This window comes from Hephaestia mangrovi (assembly GCF_019880555.1).
Taxonomy (GTDB): Bacteria; Pseudomonadota; Alphaproteobacteria; order Sphingomonadales; family Sphingomonadaceae; genus Sphingomonas; species Sphingomonas mangrovi.
Genome location: NZ_JAINVU010000002.1, coordinates 675,186 through 691,964, shown reverse-complemented (window position 1 = coordinate 691,964; position 16,779 = coordinate 675,186). Strand labels below are relative to the sequence as shown.

Annotated in this window: 17 protein-coding genes, 1 tRNA gene and 1 pseudogene; 14 read left to right on the top strand and 5 right to left on the bottom strand. The window is 65.8% G+C overall.

Features of this window, described 5'->3' with window-relative positions:
* Position 1 precedes the first annotated feature (1 nt).
* From fabZ to K7G81_RS07200, 3 genes are all read left to right on the top strand, one after another.
* On the top strand, positions 2 to 442 hold the full coding sequence (fabZ, locus tag K7G81_RS07210; protein WP_223030167.1) for a 3-hydroxyacyl-ACP dehydratase FabZ: 441 nt from the start codon (positions 2 to 4) through the stop codon (positions 440 to 442).
* A gap of 84 nt (positions 443 to 526) precedes the next feature.
* The gene (rpmE, locus tag K7G81_RS07205) at positions 527 to 757 is read left to right on the top strand and encodes a 50S ribosomal protein L31 (protein WP_223030044.1); all 231 of its coding nucleotides are present in this window, start codon (positions 527 to 529) and stop codon (positions 755 to 757) included.
* An 87-nt stretch (positions 758 to 844) separates the two neighbouring features.
* Positions 845 to 1,177 carry a PilZ domain-containing protein gene (locus K7G81_RS07200; RefSeq protein WP_223030043.1) on the top strand — a complete coding sequence of 111 codons (333 nt, stop codon included), beginning with the start codon at positions 845 to 847 and terminating at the stop codon, positions 1,175 to 1,177.
* 110 nt (positions 1,178 to 1,287) lie between these two features.
* Here K7G81_RS07200 and K7G81_RS07195 read toward each other — a convergent pair.
* A tRNA-Ser gene (locus K7G81_RS07195) sits at positions 1,288 to 1,377 on the bottom strand.
* A 97-nt stretch (positions 1,378 to 1,474) separates the two neighbouring features.
* On the opposite strand from K7G81_RS07195, the gene K7G81_RS07190 reads away from it, so the two are divergent.
* Genes K7G81_RS07190 through mazG form a run of 11 tightly spaced genes read left to right on the top strand, consistent with a single transcriptional unit; the run spans position 1,475 to position 11,200 of the window.
* Positions 1,475 to 2,524 carry a lytic murein transglycosylase gene (locus K7G81_RS07190; protein WP_223030042.1) on the top strand — a complete coding sequence of 350 codons (1,050 nt, stop codon included), beginning with the start codon at positions 1,475 to 1,477 and terminating at the stop codon, positions 2,522 to 2,524.
* Positions 2,508 to 3,470, top strand: coding sequence for an SPOR domain-containing protein (locus K7G81_RS07185; RefSeq protein WP_223030041.1), 963 nt, complete (start codon positions 2,508 to 2,510; stop codon positions 3,468 to 3,470). The genes K7G81_RS07190 and K7G81_RS07185 overlap by 17 nt, the downstream gene beginning before the upstream one ends.
* A gap of 39 nt (positions 3,471 to 3,509) precedes the next feature.
* The gene (locus K7G81_RS07180; RefSeq protein ID WP_223030040.1) at positions 3,510 to 4,664 is read left to right on the top strand and encodes a D-alanyl-D-alanine carboxypeptidase family protein; all 1,155 of its coding nucleotides are present in this window, start codon (positions 3,510 to 3,512) and stop codon (positions 4,662 to 4,664) included.
* A 10-nt stretch (positions 4,665 to 4,674) separates the two neighbouring features.
* On the top strand, positions 4,675 to 5,304 hold the full coding sequence (gene tmk, locus K7G81_RS07175) for a dTMP kinase (protein WP_223030039.1): 630 nt from the start codon (positions 4,675 to 4,677) through the stop codon (positions 5,302 to 5,304).
* Positions 5,301 to 6,275 (top strand): DNA polymerase III delta subunit-related protein, encoded by a 975-nt coding sequence (locus K7G81_RS07170; RefSeq protein ID WP_223030038.1) that lies wholly within the window; start codon positions 5,301 to 5,303, stop codon positions 6,273 to 6,275. The genes tmk and K7G81_RS07170 overlap by 4 nt, the downstream gene beginning before the upstream one ends.
* Before the next feature lie 25 nt (positions 6,276 to 6,300).
* The gene (locus K7G81_RS07165) at positions 6,301 to 6,621 is read left to right on the top strand and encodes a hypothetical protein (protein ID WP_223030037.1); all 321 of its coding nucleotides are present in this window, start codon (positions 6,301 to 6,303) and stop codon (positions 6,619 to 6,621) included.
* A 53-nt stretch (positions 6,622 to 6,674) separates the two neighbouring features.
* On the top strand, positions 6,675 to 8,234 hold the full coding sequence (gene metG, locus K7G81_RS07160) for a methionine--tRNA ligase (RefSeq protein WP_223030036.1): 1,560 nt from the start codon (positions 6,675 to 6,677) through the stop codon (positions 8,232 to 8,234).
* On the top strand, positions 8,234 to 9,013 hold the full coding sequence (locus K7G81_RS07155; RefSeq protein ID WP_223030035.1) for a TatD family hydrolase: 780 nt from the start codon (positions 8,234 to 8,236) through the stop codon (positions 9,011 to 9,013). Before metG ends, K7G81_RS07155 begins: the two co-directional genes overlap by 1 nt.
* Positions 9,010 to 9,774, top strand: a complete 765-nt coding sequence (locus K7G81_RS07150) for an MBL fold metallo-hydrolase (protein ID WP_223030034.1) — start codon at positions 9,010 to 9,012, stop codon at positions 9,772 to 9,774. Before K7G81_RS07155 ends, K7G81_RS07150 begins: the two co-directional genes overlap by 4 nt.
* Positions 9,771 to 10,382 carry a retropepsin-like aspartic protease family protein gene (locus tag K7G81_RS07145; RefSeq protein ID WP_369412051.1) on the top strand — a complete coding sequence of 204 codons (612 nt, stop codon included), beginning with the start codon at positions 9,771 to 9,773 and terminating at the stop codon, positions 10,380 to 10,382. The genes K7G81_RS07150 and K7G81_RS07145 overlap by 4 nt, the downstream gene beginning before the upstream one ends.
* 35 nt (positions 10,383 to 10,417) lie before the next feature.
* A complete protein-coding gene (gene mazG, locus K7G81_RS07140) occupies positions 10,418 to 11,200 on the top strand; it encodes a nucleoside triphosphate pyrophosphohydrolase (protein ID WP_223030033.1) in 783 nt (260 codons plus the stop codon).
* A gap of 27 nt (positions 11,201 to 11,227) precedes the next feature.
* Here the strand turns inward: mazG and hflX are convergent, their stop codons facing one another.
* The 4 genes and pseudogenes from hflX to K7G81_RS07120 all read right to left on the bottom strand — a co-directional run bounded on the left by hflX (position 11,228) and on the right by K7G81_RS07120 (position 16,742).
* A complete protein-coding gene (gene hflX / locus K7G81_RS07135; protein WP_223030032.1) occupies positions 11,228 to 12,526 on the bottom strand; it encodes a GTPase HflX in 1,299 nt (432 codons plus the stop codon).
* Positions 12,523 to 13,017 (bottom strand): annotated as a pseudogene (hfq, locus tag K7G81_RS07130) (RNA chaperone Hfq); the annotation flags it as partial. The pseudogene hfq and the gene hflX, both read right to left, overlap by 4 nt.
* Positions 13,018 to 13,139: 122 nt before the next feature.
* Positions 13,140 to 14,516 (bottom strand): nitrogen assimilation response regulator NtrX, encoded by a 1,377-nt coding sequence (ntrX, locus tag K7G81_RS07125; protein ID WP_223030030.1) that lies wholly within the window; start codon positions 14,514 to 14,516, stop codon positions 13,140 to 13,142.
* Between the two features lie 3 nt (positions 14,517 to 14,519).
* Complete coding sequence (locus K7G81_RS07120) at positions 14,520 to 16,742, bottom strand: sensor histidine kinase NtrY-like (protein ID WP_223030029.1); 2,223 nt, start codon at positions 16,740 to 16,742, stop codon at positions 14,520 to 14,522.
* Between the last annotated feature and the right edge of the window lie 37 nt (positions 16,743 to 16,779).

Genomic DNA, 16,779 nt, shown 5'->3' with positions numbered 1-16,779 from the left:
GATGGATATCGGCCAGGTGATGGCGGCGCTGCCGCACCGTTATCCGATGCTGCTGGTCGACCGCGTCGAGGAGATCATCCTCGACCGGTCGATCACGGCCGTGAAGGCGGTGACGATCAACGAGGGCTTTTTCCAGGGCCATTTCCCCGGACGCCCGATCATGCCCGGCGTGCTGATCGTCGAGGCGCTGGCGCAAGCCGCCGGCGTGCTGGCAGTCGAAAGCCTCGGCCTCGCGGGTTCGGGCAAGCTGGTCTATTTCATGGCGATCGACGGCGCCAAGTTTCGCAAGCCGGTCGAGCCCGGCGTGCTGCTCAAGCTCGAGGTCGAATTCGTCCAGAAGCGCGCGACGGTGTGCAAATTTACCGGCCGCGCGACGATCGACGGTCAGGTCGCCGCCGAAGCGAACTTCACCGCGATGATCGCCGATCCGCCGAAAGCCTGACCGAAGGTTGCCATTCACCGAAGCGCCGTGTACAGGCGCGCGCTCGCGGCTGGTCGGAAACCAGCGGCTCAAGGAGTTTGTGACGTGAAGAAGAACACCCACCCCGATTACCACATGATCAAGGTGCAGATGACCGACGGCACCGTGTTCGAGACGCGCTCCACCTGGGGCAGCGAAGGCGACACGCTGGCGCTCGACATCGATCCCACCTCGCACCCGGCCTGGACCGGCGGCAACCAGCGCCTGCTCGATTCGGGCGGCCAGGTCGCGCGCTTCAACAAGCGCTTCGGCGGCCTCTCGCTCGGCAAGAAGTAATCGCCTCACGCGCCGTCCTCGTTGACGGCGCGTTAACCCTCCCGGGCATAGCCTTCCTCGCGTTCGTCGCGTGAGGAGTAACGGGTCATGCTCGCTGCCGAAATCGAATTGACGCTGGCGGTCGGCCGGCGCAGCCATCGCAAGCCGGTGTCGCTCGATGCGCGGATTGGTCGCGGCGGGCTCGATCGCGCGCTGTGCCGGGTGGTCGATCTGTCGCTCCACGGCGCGCGGCTGCAAATCTATTCGGCATTGAAGCGCGGCACGACGATGTGGCTTACCTTGCCGGTAATCGGTCCGCGCGCGGCGACGATCATCTGGTCCGACGATTTCCTCGCCGGCTGCCAGTTCGACGAGCCGCTCGACGACGAGTCCTTCGAAACGCTGCTCGACCTCGACGAAACGCTGCGCTGCGATTGGTGAGCGGCGGAGAGTTCGGGACGAAGTTCGAACTCGGAGCCAGGAGCGCGACTGCGCGACCGGCCGCCCTATCGGAGGCGTGAGCGAAGCGAACAGGCCGCGAGATCGAATAATGGCGGAGAGGGTGGGATTCGAACCCACGGTGAGCGTGAACCCACGGCGGTTTTCAAGACCGCTGCCTTAAACCACTCGGCCACCTCTCCGCGTGCGCCAAGCGCATAGGCATCAAGCGGCATTTTGTGCAAGAGCCCCGACGACAGGGGGTTCATCCCGCGCCCGCACTGTGGCATCGTCGCCGCTATGTGGGGTGTACCAGCACGAGCGAAGCGTTTCCTTCTCATCACCACGGGCGTCGTCGCCTGTGCGCTGACCGGCGGCTCTGCCGTCGCGCAGACCGAGGACGGATTTCAATCCTATCTGCAGACGCTGCGCGCCAAGACCGCCGCCGCCGGCGTTTCGCAGCGCACGATCGACAGCGTGTTCCCGACGCTGACGATGAGTGATCGCGTGATCGAACTCGATCGCGGCCAGCCCGGCGGCAATCCCAACGCGCCGATCCCGATGTTCGCGCCCTACAAGGCAAAGCATGTCGATGCCGCACGAATCCGTCGTGGTCAGGCCGCGTATCAGGAAAATCGTGGCAAGCTCGCCCGGATCGAGGAAGAAACCGGCGTGCCCGAATCGATCATGGTGTCGATCTGGGGGCATGAGACCAATTACGGCGGCTATACCGGCAATTTCGATCTGCCAAATTCGTTGGCGACGCTCGCTTATGAAGGCCGCCGGCGCAGCTTGTTCGAGAAGGAATTCATCGACGCGCTGAAGATCATGGACAAGGGCGTCTCGCGCAGCACGCTGCAAGGAAGCTGGGCGGGCGCGACCGGCGGCCCGCAATTCCTGCCATCTGTCTATCTGCGCCTCGCCACCGATGGTGATGGCGATGGCCATGCCGATATCTGGCATTCGGATGCCGATGTGCTGGCCTCGATCGGCAATTATTTCGTCAATGCCGGCTGGCGCAAGGGGGAGCCCTGGGGCTTCGCCGTCTCGGTGCCGTCGAGCGTCGATGCCGATGCGATTGCCGGCAAAACGGTCGCGCCGCGCTGCCAGAAGGTCTATGCCCGGCACAGCGAATGGAAGACGATGGCGGAGTGGCGCGCGCTGGGGCTCGTGCCGCTGACGCGTAGCTGGCCGGCCGACAACGACATGCTGGCGACGCTGCTGGAGCCCGACGGGCCGGGGCGCACCGCCTATCTGCTGACCGGCAATTACCGGGTGATCCTCGATTACAATTGCTCGAATTTCTACGCATTATCGGTGGGGCTGTTGGCGGATGCGGTATCTCAATAAGGGCGCGTTCGCCGCGCTGGCGATGACGGGGCTGATCGCGGGCGCTGCGGCTGCTGCCCAGCAAAAGCCGGTCGGCGTGCCGTCGGTCGCGCCGGTCGGCGATGCGACGCCGCCCGCGAACCTGCCCGCCGGCAGCGGCCCGAGCGCGACATCGGGGGCCGAACGGTTCGACGAGGTCGGCTATGCCGCCGTCGCAGGGGCGGGGGCCGGCGGCATCACCGTATCGGGCGCGCGATTGCCCGCGGGGGGCTTTGCCGAAGTGACCGATCTCGCCACCGGCCGCACCGCGCTGCTCGAAACCCGTGCCACGCCGGCGGCGACACGCGGGGTTCTCGCCGAGCTATCGCCCAAGGCGGCAAAGCTGATCGGGATGACGGGCACTGCGGCCGTGCGAATCCGCCAGGTCGATCCGATCGCGGCCGATCAGGTCGCGCTGTCGCAGGGGCGGCCCGCGGCACCCCGGCTCGACGCGCCGCCGATCCTGCTCAATGGCTTGCGCGCGCGCGTCGCCGATGTCGCCGCGCCGGCGACCGCAAGGCCGGCGCCGCCCGTCGCCGCTGTCAAGCCTGGGCCCGCCACGTCCAAGCCCGTGCCCGCGACGCCGAAGCCCGGAACATCCTATGCGCCGCCGTCAAAACCCGCGGCGCCCGCGAAAGCCTCCGCCCCCGGCCCGGTAAAGCCGGCCAAGGCGACAGCGGAGCGTGCAGCCGCCAAGCCCCCGGCCAAGCCGGCTCCCGCAACCGGCAAATACCGCGTCCGCGTCGGCACCTTCTCGAACGAGGGCAATGCCAAGGGGCTTGCCGCCAGGCTCGGCGGCCACGTCTCGCAATCGGGCAAGTTCTGGCTCGTCGAGCTTGGCCCCTTCGCCGATGCCGCCGCCGCGAAAAGCGCCCGTGACGGCGCCGCCAAGCGGGGCTATGGCGATGCTCGCGTGATCACCGATTGATCGTTCACCCTCCAGCGTACGGAGCCGAGTCGTAATCCCATGAAGATCGTTATTGCCGCCCCCCTGTTCGCCGCGCTGATCGCCACGCCCACGCTGGCCGAGGCGCCGCCGTTCGATACGCCGGCGACGGTCGCCTTCATGCAGGATATGAACACCGGCGCGGTGCTTTATGCCAAGAACCCGGATCAGCAGATCCCGCCGGCCTCGCTCGCCAAGATGATGACGGTCTATACCGTGTTCGACATGATCAAGCGCGGCGACGTCAAGCTCGATCAGAAGGTGACGTTCCAGCCCGATGCCTGGAAGCAGTGGCACAGCCAGGGCTCGACCATGTTCCTTTCCTCGGGCGAGGAGGTCAGCGTCGCCAACCTGTTGCTCGGCATCATCACCCTGTCAGGCAACGACGCCTGTATCGCGCTTGCCGACGGCGTTTCGGGCACCGAAGCGGCGTTCGTCCAGCGGATGAACGAGAATGCCAAGAAGCTCGGCCTCACCGGCAGCTATTTCGGCACCGCCAATGGCTGGCCGGACAATGGCGTGACCCACGTCACCGCGCGCGACATGGTCAAGCTCGCCGAGGCGACGATCCGCGACTTCCCGGATCTCTACAAGCAATTCTATGCCAAGCCCGATTTCACCTGGGGCCAGACGATGGGCGGCAACGCCATCACCCAGGCGAACCGCGATCCGCTGCTCGGCCGCGTGCCGGGCGCCGACGGGCTCAAGACCGGCCATACCGAGGAAGCCGGCTACAGCGTCACCGGCTCGGCCGAACAGAACGGTCGCCGCATCGTGATGATGATGGGCGGGATGACCAGCTTCAACCAGCGCATCCAGCAATCAGTCGCGTTCATGAACTGGGGGTTCCACGCCTGGCAGGACAAGACGCTCGCGCCCAAGGGCAAGGTGGTCGAGCAGGCCGACGTGCAGGGCGGCGATTCGACCACGGTCGGCCTCGTCGCGCCGCAGGATATCGCGGTGTCGATCCCGGCGGGCTCGAACCCGGACATGCAGATCAAGGTGGTTTATCAGGGCCCGATCCAGGCGCCGATCAAGGCCGGCCAGCACATTGCCGATATCGTCGTCACCACGCCCGACAGCGGCGCACAGACCATGCCGCTGGTCGCCGCCAAGGACGTCGGCAAGGCCGGCTTCTTCCGCCGCGCGTGGAATGGCCTGCTGACGCTGCTGTGAGTTCGGGGCTGTGACGCCGGGCCGCTTCATCTCGCTCGAAGGCGGGGAAGGGGCGGGCAAGTCGACCCAGGCGACACGTCTCGCCGCCGCGCTCGGCGAACGCGGGATCGAGACGCTCGTCACCCGCGAGCCCGGCGGCAGCGAGGGGGCCGAGGCGATCCGCGCGCTGCTGATGCAGGGCGAGGTGACGCGCTGGAGCCCGCATGCCGAGGCGCTGCTGTTCGCCGCGGCGCGCGCCGACCATGTCGAAAAGCGCATCAATCCCGCGATCGGCGCGGGGACATGGGTGATCTGCGACCGCTTCATCGATTCGAGCCGCGCCTATCAGGGGCTCGCCGGCGGGATAGACGACGCCGCGATCCTTGCCCTGCACGGCTTCGGCTCGCGCGGGCTGCTGCCTGATCGCACCTTCGTGCTCGAAATGGGGGTGGCGGAGGGCGCCGAGCGTGCCGCCGGCCGCGACGGCGCCGCCGCCGACCGCTTCGCCGCGCGCGGAGAGGGCTTTCACCAGGACGTCGCGCAAGCCTTCCGTCGCTTCGCCGCCGACGAGCCCGGCCGCATCCGCCTGATCGATGCCACCGGCGCTCCGCAAGTGGTGACCGAGCGCCTGTTGGCGAGCCTCGCCGATCTGCTGCCATGACGTCACCGATCGGCAACCAGCGGGCGCAACAAGCATTTCTCGCCGCGATGCACGGCGGCTCGCTCCATCACGCCTGGCTCTTCGCCGGCCCGCAAGGCGTGGGGAAGGGCAGTTTCGCGCGGATGGCGGCGATGCGAATGCTTGCGGAAGCGGCAGGCGAACTCCCGTCATCGCCCGATCTCGTCGTCCCCGAAGGCACCCGCACCCGCTCGCTGATCGAGGCTGGCTCGCACCCCGATTACCGCGTCCTCGCCCGCCTGCCGAAAGACCCCGACAAGCCCGACCAGGACCTCGCCCGCTCGATCCCGATCGCGCAGGTCCGCGCGCTGCAGCCTTTGTTCGCGACCACCCCCTCGCTGTCGCCGCGCCGCGTCGTCATCATCGACGCGATCGACGACCTCGAACGCGCCGCCGCCAACGCGCTCTTGAAGAACCTCGAGGAGCCGCCCGCCGGCACCATCTTCCTGCTCGTCAGCCACGCCCCCGGCCGCCTGCTGCCGACGATCCGCTCGCGCTGCCGCATCCTGCGTTTCGAGCCGCTCCCGCCCCACCTCCTCGCCGACGAACTCGCCCGCCGCATGCCCGATGCCCCGCACGAGGAAATCGCCGCGATCGTCACCGGCGCCAAGGGCTCGCTCGGCCGCGCGCTCGATTTCGCCGGCCTCGACATCGCCGGCATGGACAAGGCGCTGCAAACGATCGCCACCACCGGCGATCCGACCAACGCCGAACGCTCCGCGCTGGCGAAGAGCCTGGCCCTCAAGGCCCAGCAACAACGCTACGAAGCCTTTCTCGACCGCGCCCCCGCCTTCATCGCCGAAGCCGCGACGACGCGGGCAGGGGAGGCCCTGCGCACCGCCCTCGACGCCCACGAAGCGGCCCGCGCGCTCGCCGCCAGCGCCCGCGGCCTGTCGCTCGACCAGCGCGCAAGCGTGTATGAGATGGCGGGGTTGGTGGCGCGACTGGCTTAGCGGTGCGATGTATAGGGGGGAAGGAATGAGCGAAGACACGCCGAGATGGGATCAGCAGGCAGCTAATCGATTGGACGGCTCGGTCGTCCTCGTCGGCATTACGTACAAGGAACCTGGCGGAGATCGGCTGGATCAGTTCTTTGGAACTGTCGTTAACGTCGATCAGAGCGACGGCATCACGTTACGGTTGGAAGGCAGCAGAACTGGAGAACAGTTCCGCTTACCACCGGATCTGCGAGCCTTTTTCCCCGCCAAACCGGGATCGTATCATCTGAAGGGTACTGGCGATGTCGTAAATGACCCGGATTTCACGACGACTTGGACAATGACGCCACCGTCAAACTGAGCCTCGTTCGCGATCCCCTTTGCCCCCGCCCGCCAATCGGCTAAGCGGCGCGCATGGCCGAGCCCTTCTACATCACCACCGCGATCAATTATCCCAATGGCCGCCCGCATATCGGCCATGCCTATGAGGCGATCGCCGCCGACGCGATTGCGCGCTTTCACCGCCAGGCGGGGCGCGACGTGCGCTTCCAGACCGGCACCGACGAGCACGGCCTGAAAATGGTCCAGACCGCGCGCGCCCGCGGCGTTGAGGTGCGCGCGCTGGCCGATGAAATGTCCGGCCATTTCCAGGCGATGGCGGCGAAGCTCAACATCTCCTACGATCGCTTCATCCGCACCGTCGAGCCCGATCACCACGCCGCCAGCCAGGCGCTGTGGAAGGCGATGGAGGCCGCCGGCGACCTCTATCTCGATCGCTACGAGGGCTGGTATTCGGTCCGCGACGAGGCGTTTTACGACGAGAAGGAACTGGTCGACGGGGAGGGGGGCAAGCTCTCGCCCAACGGCACGCCGGTCGAATGGACCGCCGAGGAAACCTGGTTCTTCCGCCTCTCCAAATACCAGCAGAAACTGCTCGACCATTACGCCGCGCATCCCGAGTTCATCCAGCCCGAGAGCCGCCGCAACGAAATCCTCCGCTTCGTCGAGGGCGGGCTGTCGGACCTCTCGGTCTCGCGGACCAGTTTCGATTGGGGCGTCCCCGTGCCCGGCAGCCCCGGCCATGTCATGTACGTCTGGGTCGATGCGCTGACCAATTACATCAGCGGCCTCGGCTACCCCGATGTTGGCGGCGACTTCGCGCGCTACTGGCCGGCAAATCTCCATTTAATCGGGAAGGATATCGTCCGCTTCCACACGGTCTACTGGCCGGCCTTCCTGATGTCCGCCAACATCGAACTGCCGCTGCAAACTTTCGGCCACGGATTCGTGCTCAACCGCGGCGAGAAAATGTCGAAATCGACCGGCAACATCGTCGACCCCGTCGAGCTCGCCGACCGCTTCGGCGTCGACGCGCTGCGCTATTTCCTGCTACGCGACATCAGTTTCGGAAACGACGGCAGCTTCTCGGCCGAAGCTATTGTAACAAGGGCGAATGCCGATCTCGCCAACAGCTTCGGCAACCTTGCTCAGCGCACGCTAACGCAGATCTTCAAGAACCTCGGCGGCGGCCTGCCCGAGATTCACGGCCATAATGACGCCGACAACGCGCTGTTCGATGTTGTCGGCAAGGCGGTCACCGAAACCATCCCGCACGCCTATCGCGATCTCGCGCTCAGCCAGGCGACCGAAGCCTGGGTGCAGGCCGTGTTCGCGTGCAATGCCTATATCGACGAGCAGGCGCCGTGGAAGCTCAAGAAAACCGATCCTGAGCGGATGGAGACGGTACTCGCCACGCTCTACATCGCGATCGCGATGCTCGCCGTCGCGATCCGCCCGGTGATCCCGACCAGCGCCGACACCTTGCTCGATACGATGGGCATCGCGCCCGAGCTGCGCACATTCGACGGCATCGTCAGCCACTGGTATTCGCCGCTCGCCGAAAGCGAGTTCAAGCTGGCTCAGCCGACCCCGCTCTTTCCGCGCCTCGAACTGCCGGAGGAGGAGCCAGCCTGATGCTTGCCGACAGCCATTGTCACCTGAATTACAAAGGCTTGATCGAGGAACAGCAAGCGGTTCTTGAACGCGCCCGCACCCGCGGCGTGACGGCGATGCTCAACATCTCGACTCGCGAAAGCGAATGGGATGCCGTCGTCGCCACTGCCGAGCGCGAACCCGATGTCTGGGCCACCGTCGGCATCCACCCCCACGAGGCCGACCAGCACCCGGACGTCGATACCGCCAAGCTGGTCGAGCGCGCGCAGCATCCGCGCGTCGTCGGCATCGGCGAAAGCGGCCTCGATTATTATTACGACCATAGCGACCGCGCCCGCCAGCAAGCGAGCTTCCGTGCCCATATCGCCGCCGCCCGCGAGACCGGGCTGCCGATCGTCGTCCACACTCGCGATGCCGAGGACGACACCGCGCAAATCCTACGCGAGGAAATGGGGAAGGGGGCCTATCCCGGCGTCATCCACTGCTTCACCGCGAGCCAGGCCTTCGCCGACATCGCGCTCGATCTCGGCCTCTATATTTCGATCTCGGGTATCGTGACGTTCAAGAACGCGCGCGACTTGCAAGCCACCGCCGCCAAATTGCCGATCGAGCGCCTGTTGATCGAAACCGACGCGCCGTTCCTCGCGCCGGTGCCGCATCGCGGTAAGACCGGCGAACCGAGTTTCGTGGCCGATACCGCCGCCTTCCTCGCCGATCTGCGCGGCGATGATATCGATGAATTACAGGATGTTACGGCGCGTAACTTCCACACGCTCTTCGCAAAGACGCGCGCCGCGTGAAGGTCCGCATCCTCGGCTCGGGCACCTCGTCGGGGGTGCCGCGGATCGGGAACGATTGGGGTGCCTGCGATCCGGCAAACCCGCGCAACCGCCGCACCCGCGTCTCGCTGTTGGTCGAGACCGAGGCGGCGCGCGTCCTCGTCGACACCACGCCCGACATGCGCGAGCAATTGCTCGCCGCGAACGTCTCGGATATCGACGCGGTGGTCTGGACGCATGACCATGCCGATCACTGCCACGGCATCGACGATCTGCGCCAGATCTTCCACATCAAGGGCGGCCCGGTGCGCGGGATGGCGCGGCCGGCAACGCTGGCGTCGCTCGAACAGCGGTTTGGCTACGTGTTCCGGGGCCGCGACGGCTATCCGCCGACCGTCGCGGGCGAAACGCTGCCCGATGACCTGACGATCGGCGACCTCGGCATTCGCGTCGTCGATCAGCCGCACGGCTCGATCACCAGCGCCGGGCTGCGCTTCGAATCGGCTGGCAAGTCCGTTTGCTATGCAACTGATTTCGCTACGATGACGCCGGCCATGACGGTGCTTTATCGGGGCTGTGATCTCTGGATCGCCGACGCGCTGCGCCGCCGGCCGCATCCCACGCACGCCACGCTCGATGATGTGCTCGGCTGGGCGGGCGAGCTCGATATCGGTCATACCGCGCTGATCCACATGGATCAGTCGATGGATTACGAGACGCTTCGTGCTGAATTGCCGCCGCATGTCGAGCCCGGCTATGACGGCCAGGAGTTCGTGCTGTGACATCGAATACCACCGCCAACGTCCTCTACATGGTGTTGCTGATCGTGCTCGTCGGCTCGTCGCTGGCGGCGCGGCGGATACCGATCGGCCAGGCGGCGAAGATGGCGCTGGCGTGGCTGGCGATCTTCGCGGTGGCGATGCTGATCGTCGCCGGGCGGCATCGCATCGCTGCCGGATGGTCGGCGCTGACCGGCGCGCTCGCCGATGGCGGCCAGCGCGTCGATGGCAGCGTCGTTCGCATTGCCAAATCCGATGACGGCCATTTCTGGGCGACCGCCGAGATCAACGGCGTGCGCCGCCGCATGCTGGTCGACAGCGGCGCGACGATCACCGCGATTTCCGTCGATACTGCCAAAGCGGCCAAGCTCGACCTTGGCGAGAGCCCGTTCGGCACAATGCTGTCGACCGCCAATGGCGATGTCGCGGTAACGCGCTCGTCAATCGACGACCTCAGGATCGGCGGCATCGAGACGCACGATCTCTCGGCGGTGGTCTCGCCATCGTTCGGCGACACCGACATATTGGGCATGAACTTCCTGTCGCGGCTGAAAGGCTGGCGCGTGGAGGGGGACACGCTGATCCTCGACCCCGGCGAACCCGCATCATAATTTTACATAATGTATATTATCGGACTTTGATCGACATGGTTTCCGCGCCAACTTCGCCACCTTCCCCGATCGATCGCCTGCTCGCGGTCATGGCGCGGCTGCGCGATCCCGATCACGGCTGCGAATGGGACACCGTCCAGACCTTCGAAACGATCGCGCCGTACACGATCGAGGAAGCCTATGAAGTCGCCGATGCGATCGCGCGCGGCGATATGGCAGAGCTCAAGGATGAACTCGGCGATCTGCTGCTCCAGGTCGTGTTCCACGCGCGCATGGCCGAGGAAGCCGGGCTGTTCGGCTTCGACGACGTCGCCACCGCGATCTCGGACAAGATGGAGCGCCGCCACCCGCATATCTTCGGTGACCGGGCCGAAGGCGGCCATCATCTGTGGGAGGTTATCAAGGCCGAGGAACGCGCCGCCAAAGGCAAGCCCGATGTGCCGTCAAGCGCGCTGGACGGCGTCGCACTCGGCCTGCCGGCGCTTTTGCGCGCCGAAAAGGTGCAGAAACGCGCCGCGCGCACCGGCTTCGACTGGCCCGATCCGTCGGGCGCTCGCGCCAAGATCGACGAGGAACTCGCCGAAGTCGAAACCGCCGACACCGATGCCGATCGCGAGGAAGAGATCGGCGACCTGCTGTTCGCGATGGTCAATTGGTCGCGCAAGCTCGGTATCGATCCCGAAACCGCGCTCCGCGCCGCCACCGCCAAATTCGAACGCCGCTTCCGCGCCATGGAGCAATCAGCCGGCGATGCCTTCGCCGGGCTCGATCTCGATGCCAAGGAAGCGTTGTGGGTTGAAGCGAAAAAGGGCTGCTAAACCAGTCCGGGATGAAGGCAAAAAAGCCTATGCCCGAGAGAATCGCGTGATGAACCGTTCGTGGTCGCTCGGCGCCATCCGGACCTCGTAAACCGCCCGATCGCCCTCGACCGATTGGTCGAGCACCTCGCCATGCTGATGCAGCCAGGCGGCGCCGGCGCCGTCGGCGGGGTCGAGCGTAACGCGATAGCGGCGATGGCCGGCGGTGAGCTTGTCGGCGACCGTGCTCACCAGCCGATCGATCCCCTCCCCGGTCAGCGCCGATACCGCGACGACGTCACTGCGTCGCCCTGCCTCTTCAATCACCTCCGCGCGCGCTTGGTCATCGAGCGCGTCGAGCTTGTTCCACGCCTCGATCCGCGGCGTTGCTTCCTCGACGCCGATCTCGGTCAGCACCGCCTCGACGTCGGCGCGTTGGGCTTCGCTGTCGGGGTGTGCGATATCGCGGACGTGGATCAAGAGGTCGGCCGAGACCACTTCTTCCAGCGTCGCCTTGAACGCCGCGACCAGTTGCGTCGGCAATTCCGATACGAACCCCACCGTGTCGGACAGGATCGCCTTGTCTATGCCGGGCAGCGATATCTGCCGCAATGTCGGGTCGAGCGTTGCGAACAGCAGGTTTTCTGCCATGACGTCGGCACCGGTCAAACGGTTGAACAGCGTCGATTTTCCGGCATTGGTATAGCCGACCAGCGCGATCACCGGCCAGGGCGCGCGCTGGCGCCGCTCGCGGTGCAGGCTCCGTGTGCGCTTGACCTGATCGAGCTCACGACGCAACCGCGCCATGCGGTCGCGGATCAACCGGCGGTCGGCCTCGATCTGGGTTTCGCCGGGGCCGCCCAGGAAGCCGAAGCCGCCGCGCTGGCGCTCGAGATGGGTCCAACTGCGCACCAGCCGCCCCGCTTGGTAATCGAGGTGCGCCAGCTCTACCTGCAACCGGCCCTCGGCAGTCGCCGCGCGCTCGCCGAAAATCTCGAGGATCAGCCCCGTGCGGTCGATCACCTTGGCCTCGAGCGCGGTTTCGAGGTTGCGTTGCTGCACTGGTGTGAGGCTCGCGTCGAACACGACGAGCCCCGCTTCTTCCATCCGCACAGTTGCCGCGAGCGCTTCGACCTGGCCCGACCCGATCAGCGTTGCCGGCTTGGGATTGCGCACCCGCAGTGCTACCTTGTCGGCGACGACCACGCCGATCGCTGCCGCCAGCCCGGCCGTTTCCTCCAGCCGCGCCTCGGCGTCGCGGCTCGAATCGCCATGATCGGGATAGACGACGATCGCCCGGGCGCCGCGCGTGAATTCACCGCGGTCGCGGTCGAAGCCGGTGCTCAATCCTCGTCCGAACTGTTTGTCTCATCAGCAAGATTCAGCGGATGAGCGGGCTGGATCGTCGACACCGCATGCTTGTAGACGAGTTGCGAGAAGCCCTCGCGCTGGAGCAGCATGCAGAACAGGTCGAACGCGGCGATCTGCCCTTGCAGCATCACGCCGTTGACCAGGAACATGGTGACATTATCGTCGGACTTGCGCACCGCGTTGAGGAAGATCTCCTGCAACAGGGGCTGTTTCTTCGACGAATCGCCCATCTGCTCGACGATCTGGTGCACGTCGATCTGGCCCGACGGCATGATCGTCGAGATGGCGTGCTTGTAGATCAGCTGCGATTGTCCGTCGCGGCGTAGCAGCACCGAGAAATTGTCGAACCAGGTGACAATTCCCTGGAGCTTGACGCCCTTGACGAGGAACATCGTCACCGGCGTCTTCGATTTGCGCAGCGCGTTGAGGAACAGATCCTGAAGCGAAGTCTGCTTGTCGGCCATCGAAAGGTCCTTGTTATTGGCGGGTCATATGCCCGCATCGCGCCGGCTCCCGGCGTCGGAACGGCGTGCGACGTGCACGCATGGCGCCAATCTAGGGGCAGCGCGCGCCGCCGTCCACCACCGGCTTAGTCGTCGGTCTTGTTTTCGGTGATGCCGAGCAGCTTGAGCTTGCGGTGCAGCGCGGAGCGCTCCATGCCGATGAAGGTCGCGGTGCGCGAGATATTGCCCGAGAAGCGCCGGATCTGCACGCGCAGATATTCGCGCTCGAAGGTTTCGCGCGCTTCGCGCAGCGGCGCGCCCATGATCGCGCTGGTTCCCGCCCCGCCCTCGCCCTGATCGCCGAGCACTTCGGCCGGCAGCAGGTCGATGTCGATCCGGCCGATGCGATCGCCCGGCGCCAGGATCACGGTACGCTCCACGACGTTGCGCAATTGCCGCACGTTGCCGGGCCAATCGTAGGATTGCAGCGCGACCAGCGCGTCGGGCGCGATCTCCGGGGTCGGCACGCGGCGCTCGGCGGCGTAATGCGCGACGAAATGCTCGACCAGCGGCGGAATGTCCTCGCGGCGCTGCGACAGCGGCGGAATATCCACCGGCACGACGTTGAGCCGGTAATACAGATCCTCGCGGAAGCGCCCCTCGGCGATTTCGGTCATGAGATCGCGGGCCGTCGCCGAGACGACGCGAACGTCGACCTTCACCGTCCGCTGCCCGCCGACGCGCGTGAAGCTCTGATCGGTCAGCACGCGCAGGATGCGCGCCTGCGTCGCCACCGGCATATCGGCGATCTCGTCAAGGAACAACGTGCCGCCGTGCGCCTGTTCGAGCAGGCCGGGACGCACGAGGTCCCCCCCCTCCTCCACCCCGAACAATTCCTCTTCGACACGCTCGGGCGTCATCCGCGCCGCGCTGACGATAACGAACGGCGCCGCCGCGCGCTGGCTCCAGCCGTGGAGCAACCGCGCCGCGACTTCCTTGCCGACGCCCGCCGCGCCTACGATCATCACCCGGCTGCCGGTCGAAGCGACGCGCTTCAGCGTCGCGCGCACTCCGTTGATCGCGGCTGACGAGCCGGTGAGATCGGTGTCGCGCCCCGCGCTCTGGCGCAGCGACTCGACCTCACGCTTCAGCCGCTCGGTCTCGGTCGCACGGTCGACCATCAGCAGCAGCCGTTCGGCTTCGAACGGCTTCTCGATGAAATCGGCGGCACCGCGCCGGATCGCCGCCACCGCGGTATCGAGGTTGCCGTGGCCGGAGATCACCAGCACCGGGATTGAGGGATCGCGGCGCTTGATTTCATCAAGCAGATCGAGCCCGTCGAGGCGCGACCCCTGCAGCCAGACGTCGAGCAGCACCAGGCTCGGCCGCCGCGCGGCGATCGCTTCCAGCGCCGCGTCGCTATCGGCCGCGTCGCGCGTCTCATAGCCTTCGTCCTCGAGGACGCCGGCGACCAGTTCGCGAATGTCGAGTTCGTCATCGACGACGAGGATGTCGAGAGCCATGGGTCAATTATTCCGATTTCGGGTGAGTGCGGGCAACGGCGCGTCGTCGGCGCTCGCCTCTGGGGTGGCGCCGCTTGCATCGATCGCGGCGAGCATGCGCGTATCGAAGCGCATGGTGACGATGGTGCCGCCGCCGGGGCGATCGGCAAAGGTGATCTCGCCGAAATGCTCCTCGGCGATCTTCTTGACGATCGCGAGGCCCAACCCGGTGCCGCGCGCGCGCGTCGTCATATAGGGTTCGACCAAGCGGCTGCGTTCGCTGGGCAGGCCGACGCCATCGTCGGTGACGACGATCGTCGTGCTGGCATCATCCTCGGCCAGCGTCATGACGATCTCGCCTTTTGCTTCCTCGCCCTTCGCCTCGATCGCCTCGACGGCGTTCTTGACGATGTTGGTCAATGCCTGGCCGATCTGGCGGCGATCGCAGACCAGCATCGGCGCCGGCTCGTCGTAATCGAGGCGGAAACTGACGTTGGGATGCGCGACTTCGTGCAGGAACAGCGCCTGTCGGCCGATATCGACCAGCGATTCCTCACGGAACACGGGCTTGGGCATCCGCGCGAACGAGGAGAATTCGTCGACCATCCGGCGCAGGTCGCCGACCTGACGGACGATCGTCTCGGTGAGTCGGTTGAAGGTCGCGTCCTGCCCGTCGAACTGCTTGCCATAGCGGCGCTGCAGCCGCTCGGCGGCGAGCTGGATCGGGGTCAGCGGGTTCTTGATCTCGTGCGCGATGCGTCGCGCGACGTCCGACCAAGCGGCGCGGCGCTGATCGAGCAATTGCTGGGTGATGTCGTCGAAGGTCAGCACCTGCCCTGCCGCGTCCCCCGTCACCTTGACGGCGAGCGTCTTCGGCTCGCCCTCGGCCGCGACTTGGATGATCGCTTCGCTTTGCCCGCTGTCGAGCATCGCATCGAGCTCCGGCGCCACCGCGGCGAGCGGCTGCCCCACCGGATCGCGTTCCGCGCCGAGCATCGATGCCGCCGAGCTGTTGACCAGTTGCACCGTGCGCGCCGTGTCGATCGAGATCACGCCGGCCGTCACACCCGACATCACCGCCTCGATCAGCGCGCGACGATTTTCGAGCGCACTGGTCTGCGCTTCCAGGCGTTGCGTCATGGCGTTGAAGGCGACGCCGAGTGTGCCGACCTCGTCGTCGGTCGTCGGTTCGGGGACACGCACCGCGAGATCGCCCTCCGCTACACGCCGCGCTGCGCCGGCGAGTTGGTTGACGGGCCGAACGAGGCGATCCGCGACGACCAGCGCGATCCACATGGTCAGCGCAACGATGAGGACGGCAACCCCGAACAACGCCGCATTGAACCGTAGCTGGAGGGCGTGCGAATGCCCCTGAAGCGATTTGAAATCTCGCAGGACATCGCTTGCAGCCATATGCTGGCGATTGAGGAATCCTGCATCCACGCCGGTGCCGACATACAAGTAGAGGCTGTCGATATCCGGCACCTTGGTGACGACCCACACCGTATCGGGCGTGTAATTGATGAAGGGCTTCTCATCCTTGTGGAGTGTCTTGAGCAACTCCGGTGTTACGCGGCTGAAAAAGGTTTTGTCGTCCGGTGCGTTCCAGACATCAACCACGTTGACGCCGTCCTTGCCGGCATAATTGAACAATACGGCCTGGTTGAGACTACGATTGTAAGTTTCGTACAGGAGGTATTGATGCCCCTTCGCGGTGCCGATTGGATAAAGATCCCGGTTATTGCCAATGTCATTGGCCATCAGGCGCGCTTCCCCGGTCCAACGCTTGATGAACTGATATTGAGCGTCCTCGACCAGCGAAATCGTTGCATTGAAGGCGTTGGCTGCACGATTCGACGCCCAGAACTGGTTGACCGACTGGAACATCACGGATGCGGCGATCACGGTGAGCACGATCGGCACGCTGGCGATCAGCGAGAAGATCGCCACCAGCCGGACATGGAGCTTCCCTCCCCCGGTCCCGCTGAGCTGCGCAGCGCGGCGGCGGGCAACGCGACGCCCGATCATCACGATAATGCCGACGACCGGGATCAGATCGCCAAGCAATAGCAGCGCGGCGATGCCAGGACTCAGCAGTCGCTGCGTATCATTGTTGTTACTTAGAACGACATAGGTAAGTGCCGCCATCGCCACAGCGGCGGCAACCACCGCGATCTCGATGATCGACCAGCGCGACGGCCATCGCCGCTTGCGTGGTTCCTCGACAGGCTGGTCGTCCAAAGCCATCGTTGCTTCGATACAACGCCTGCGTTGCACAGAAAAC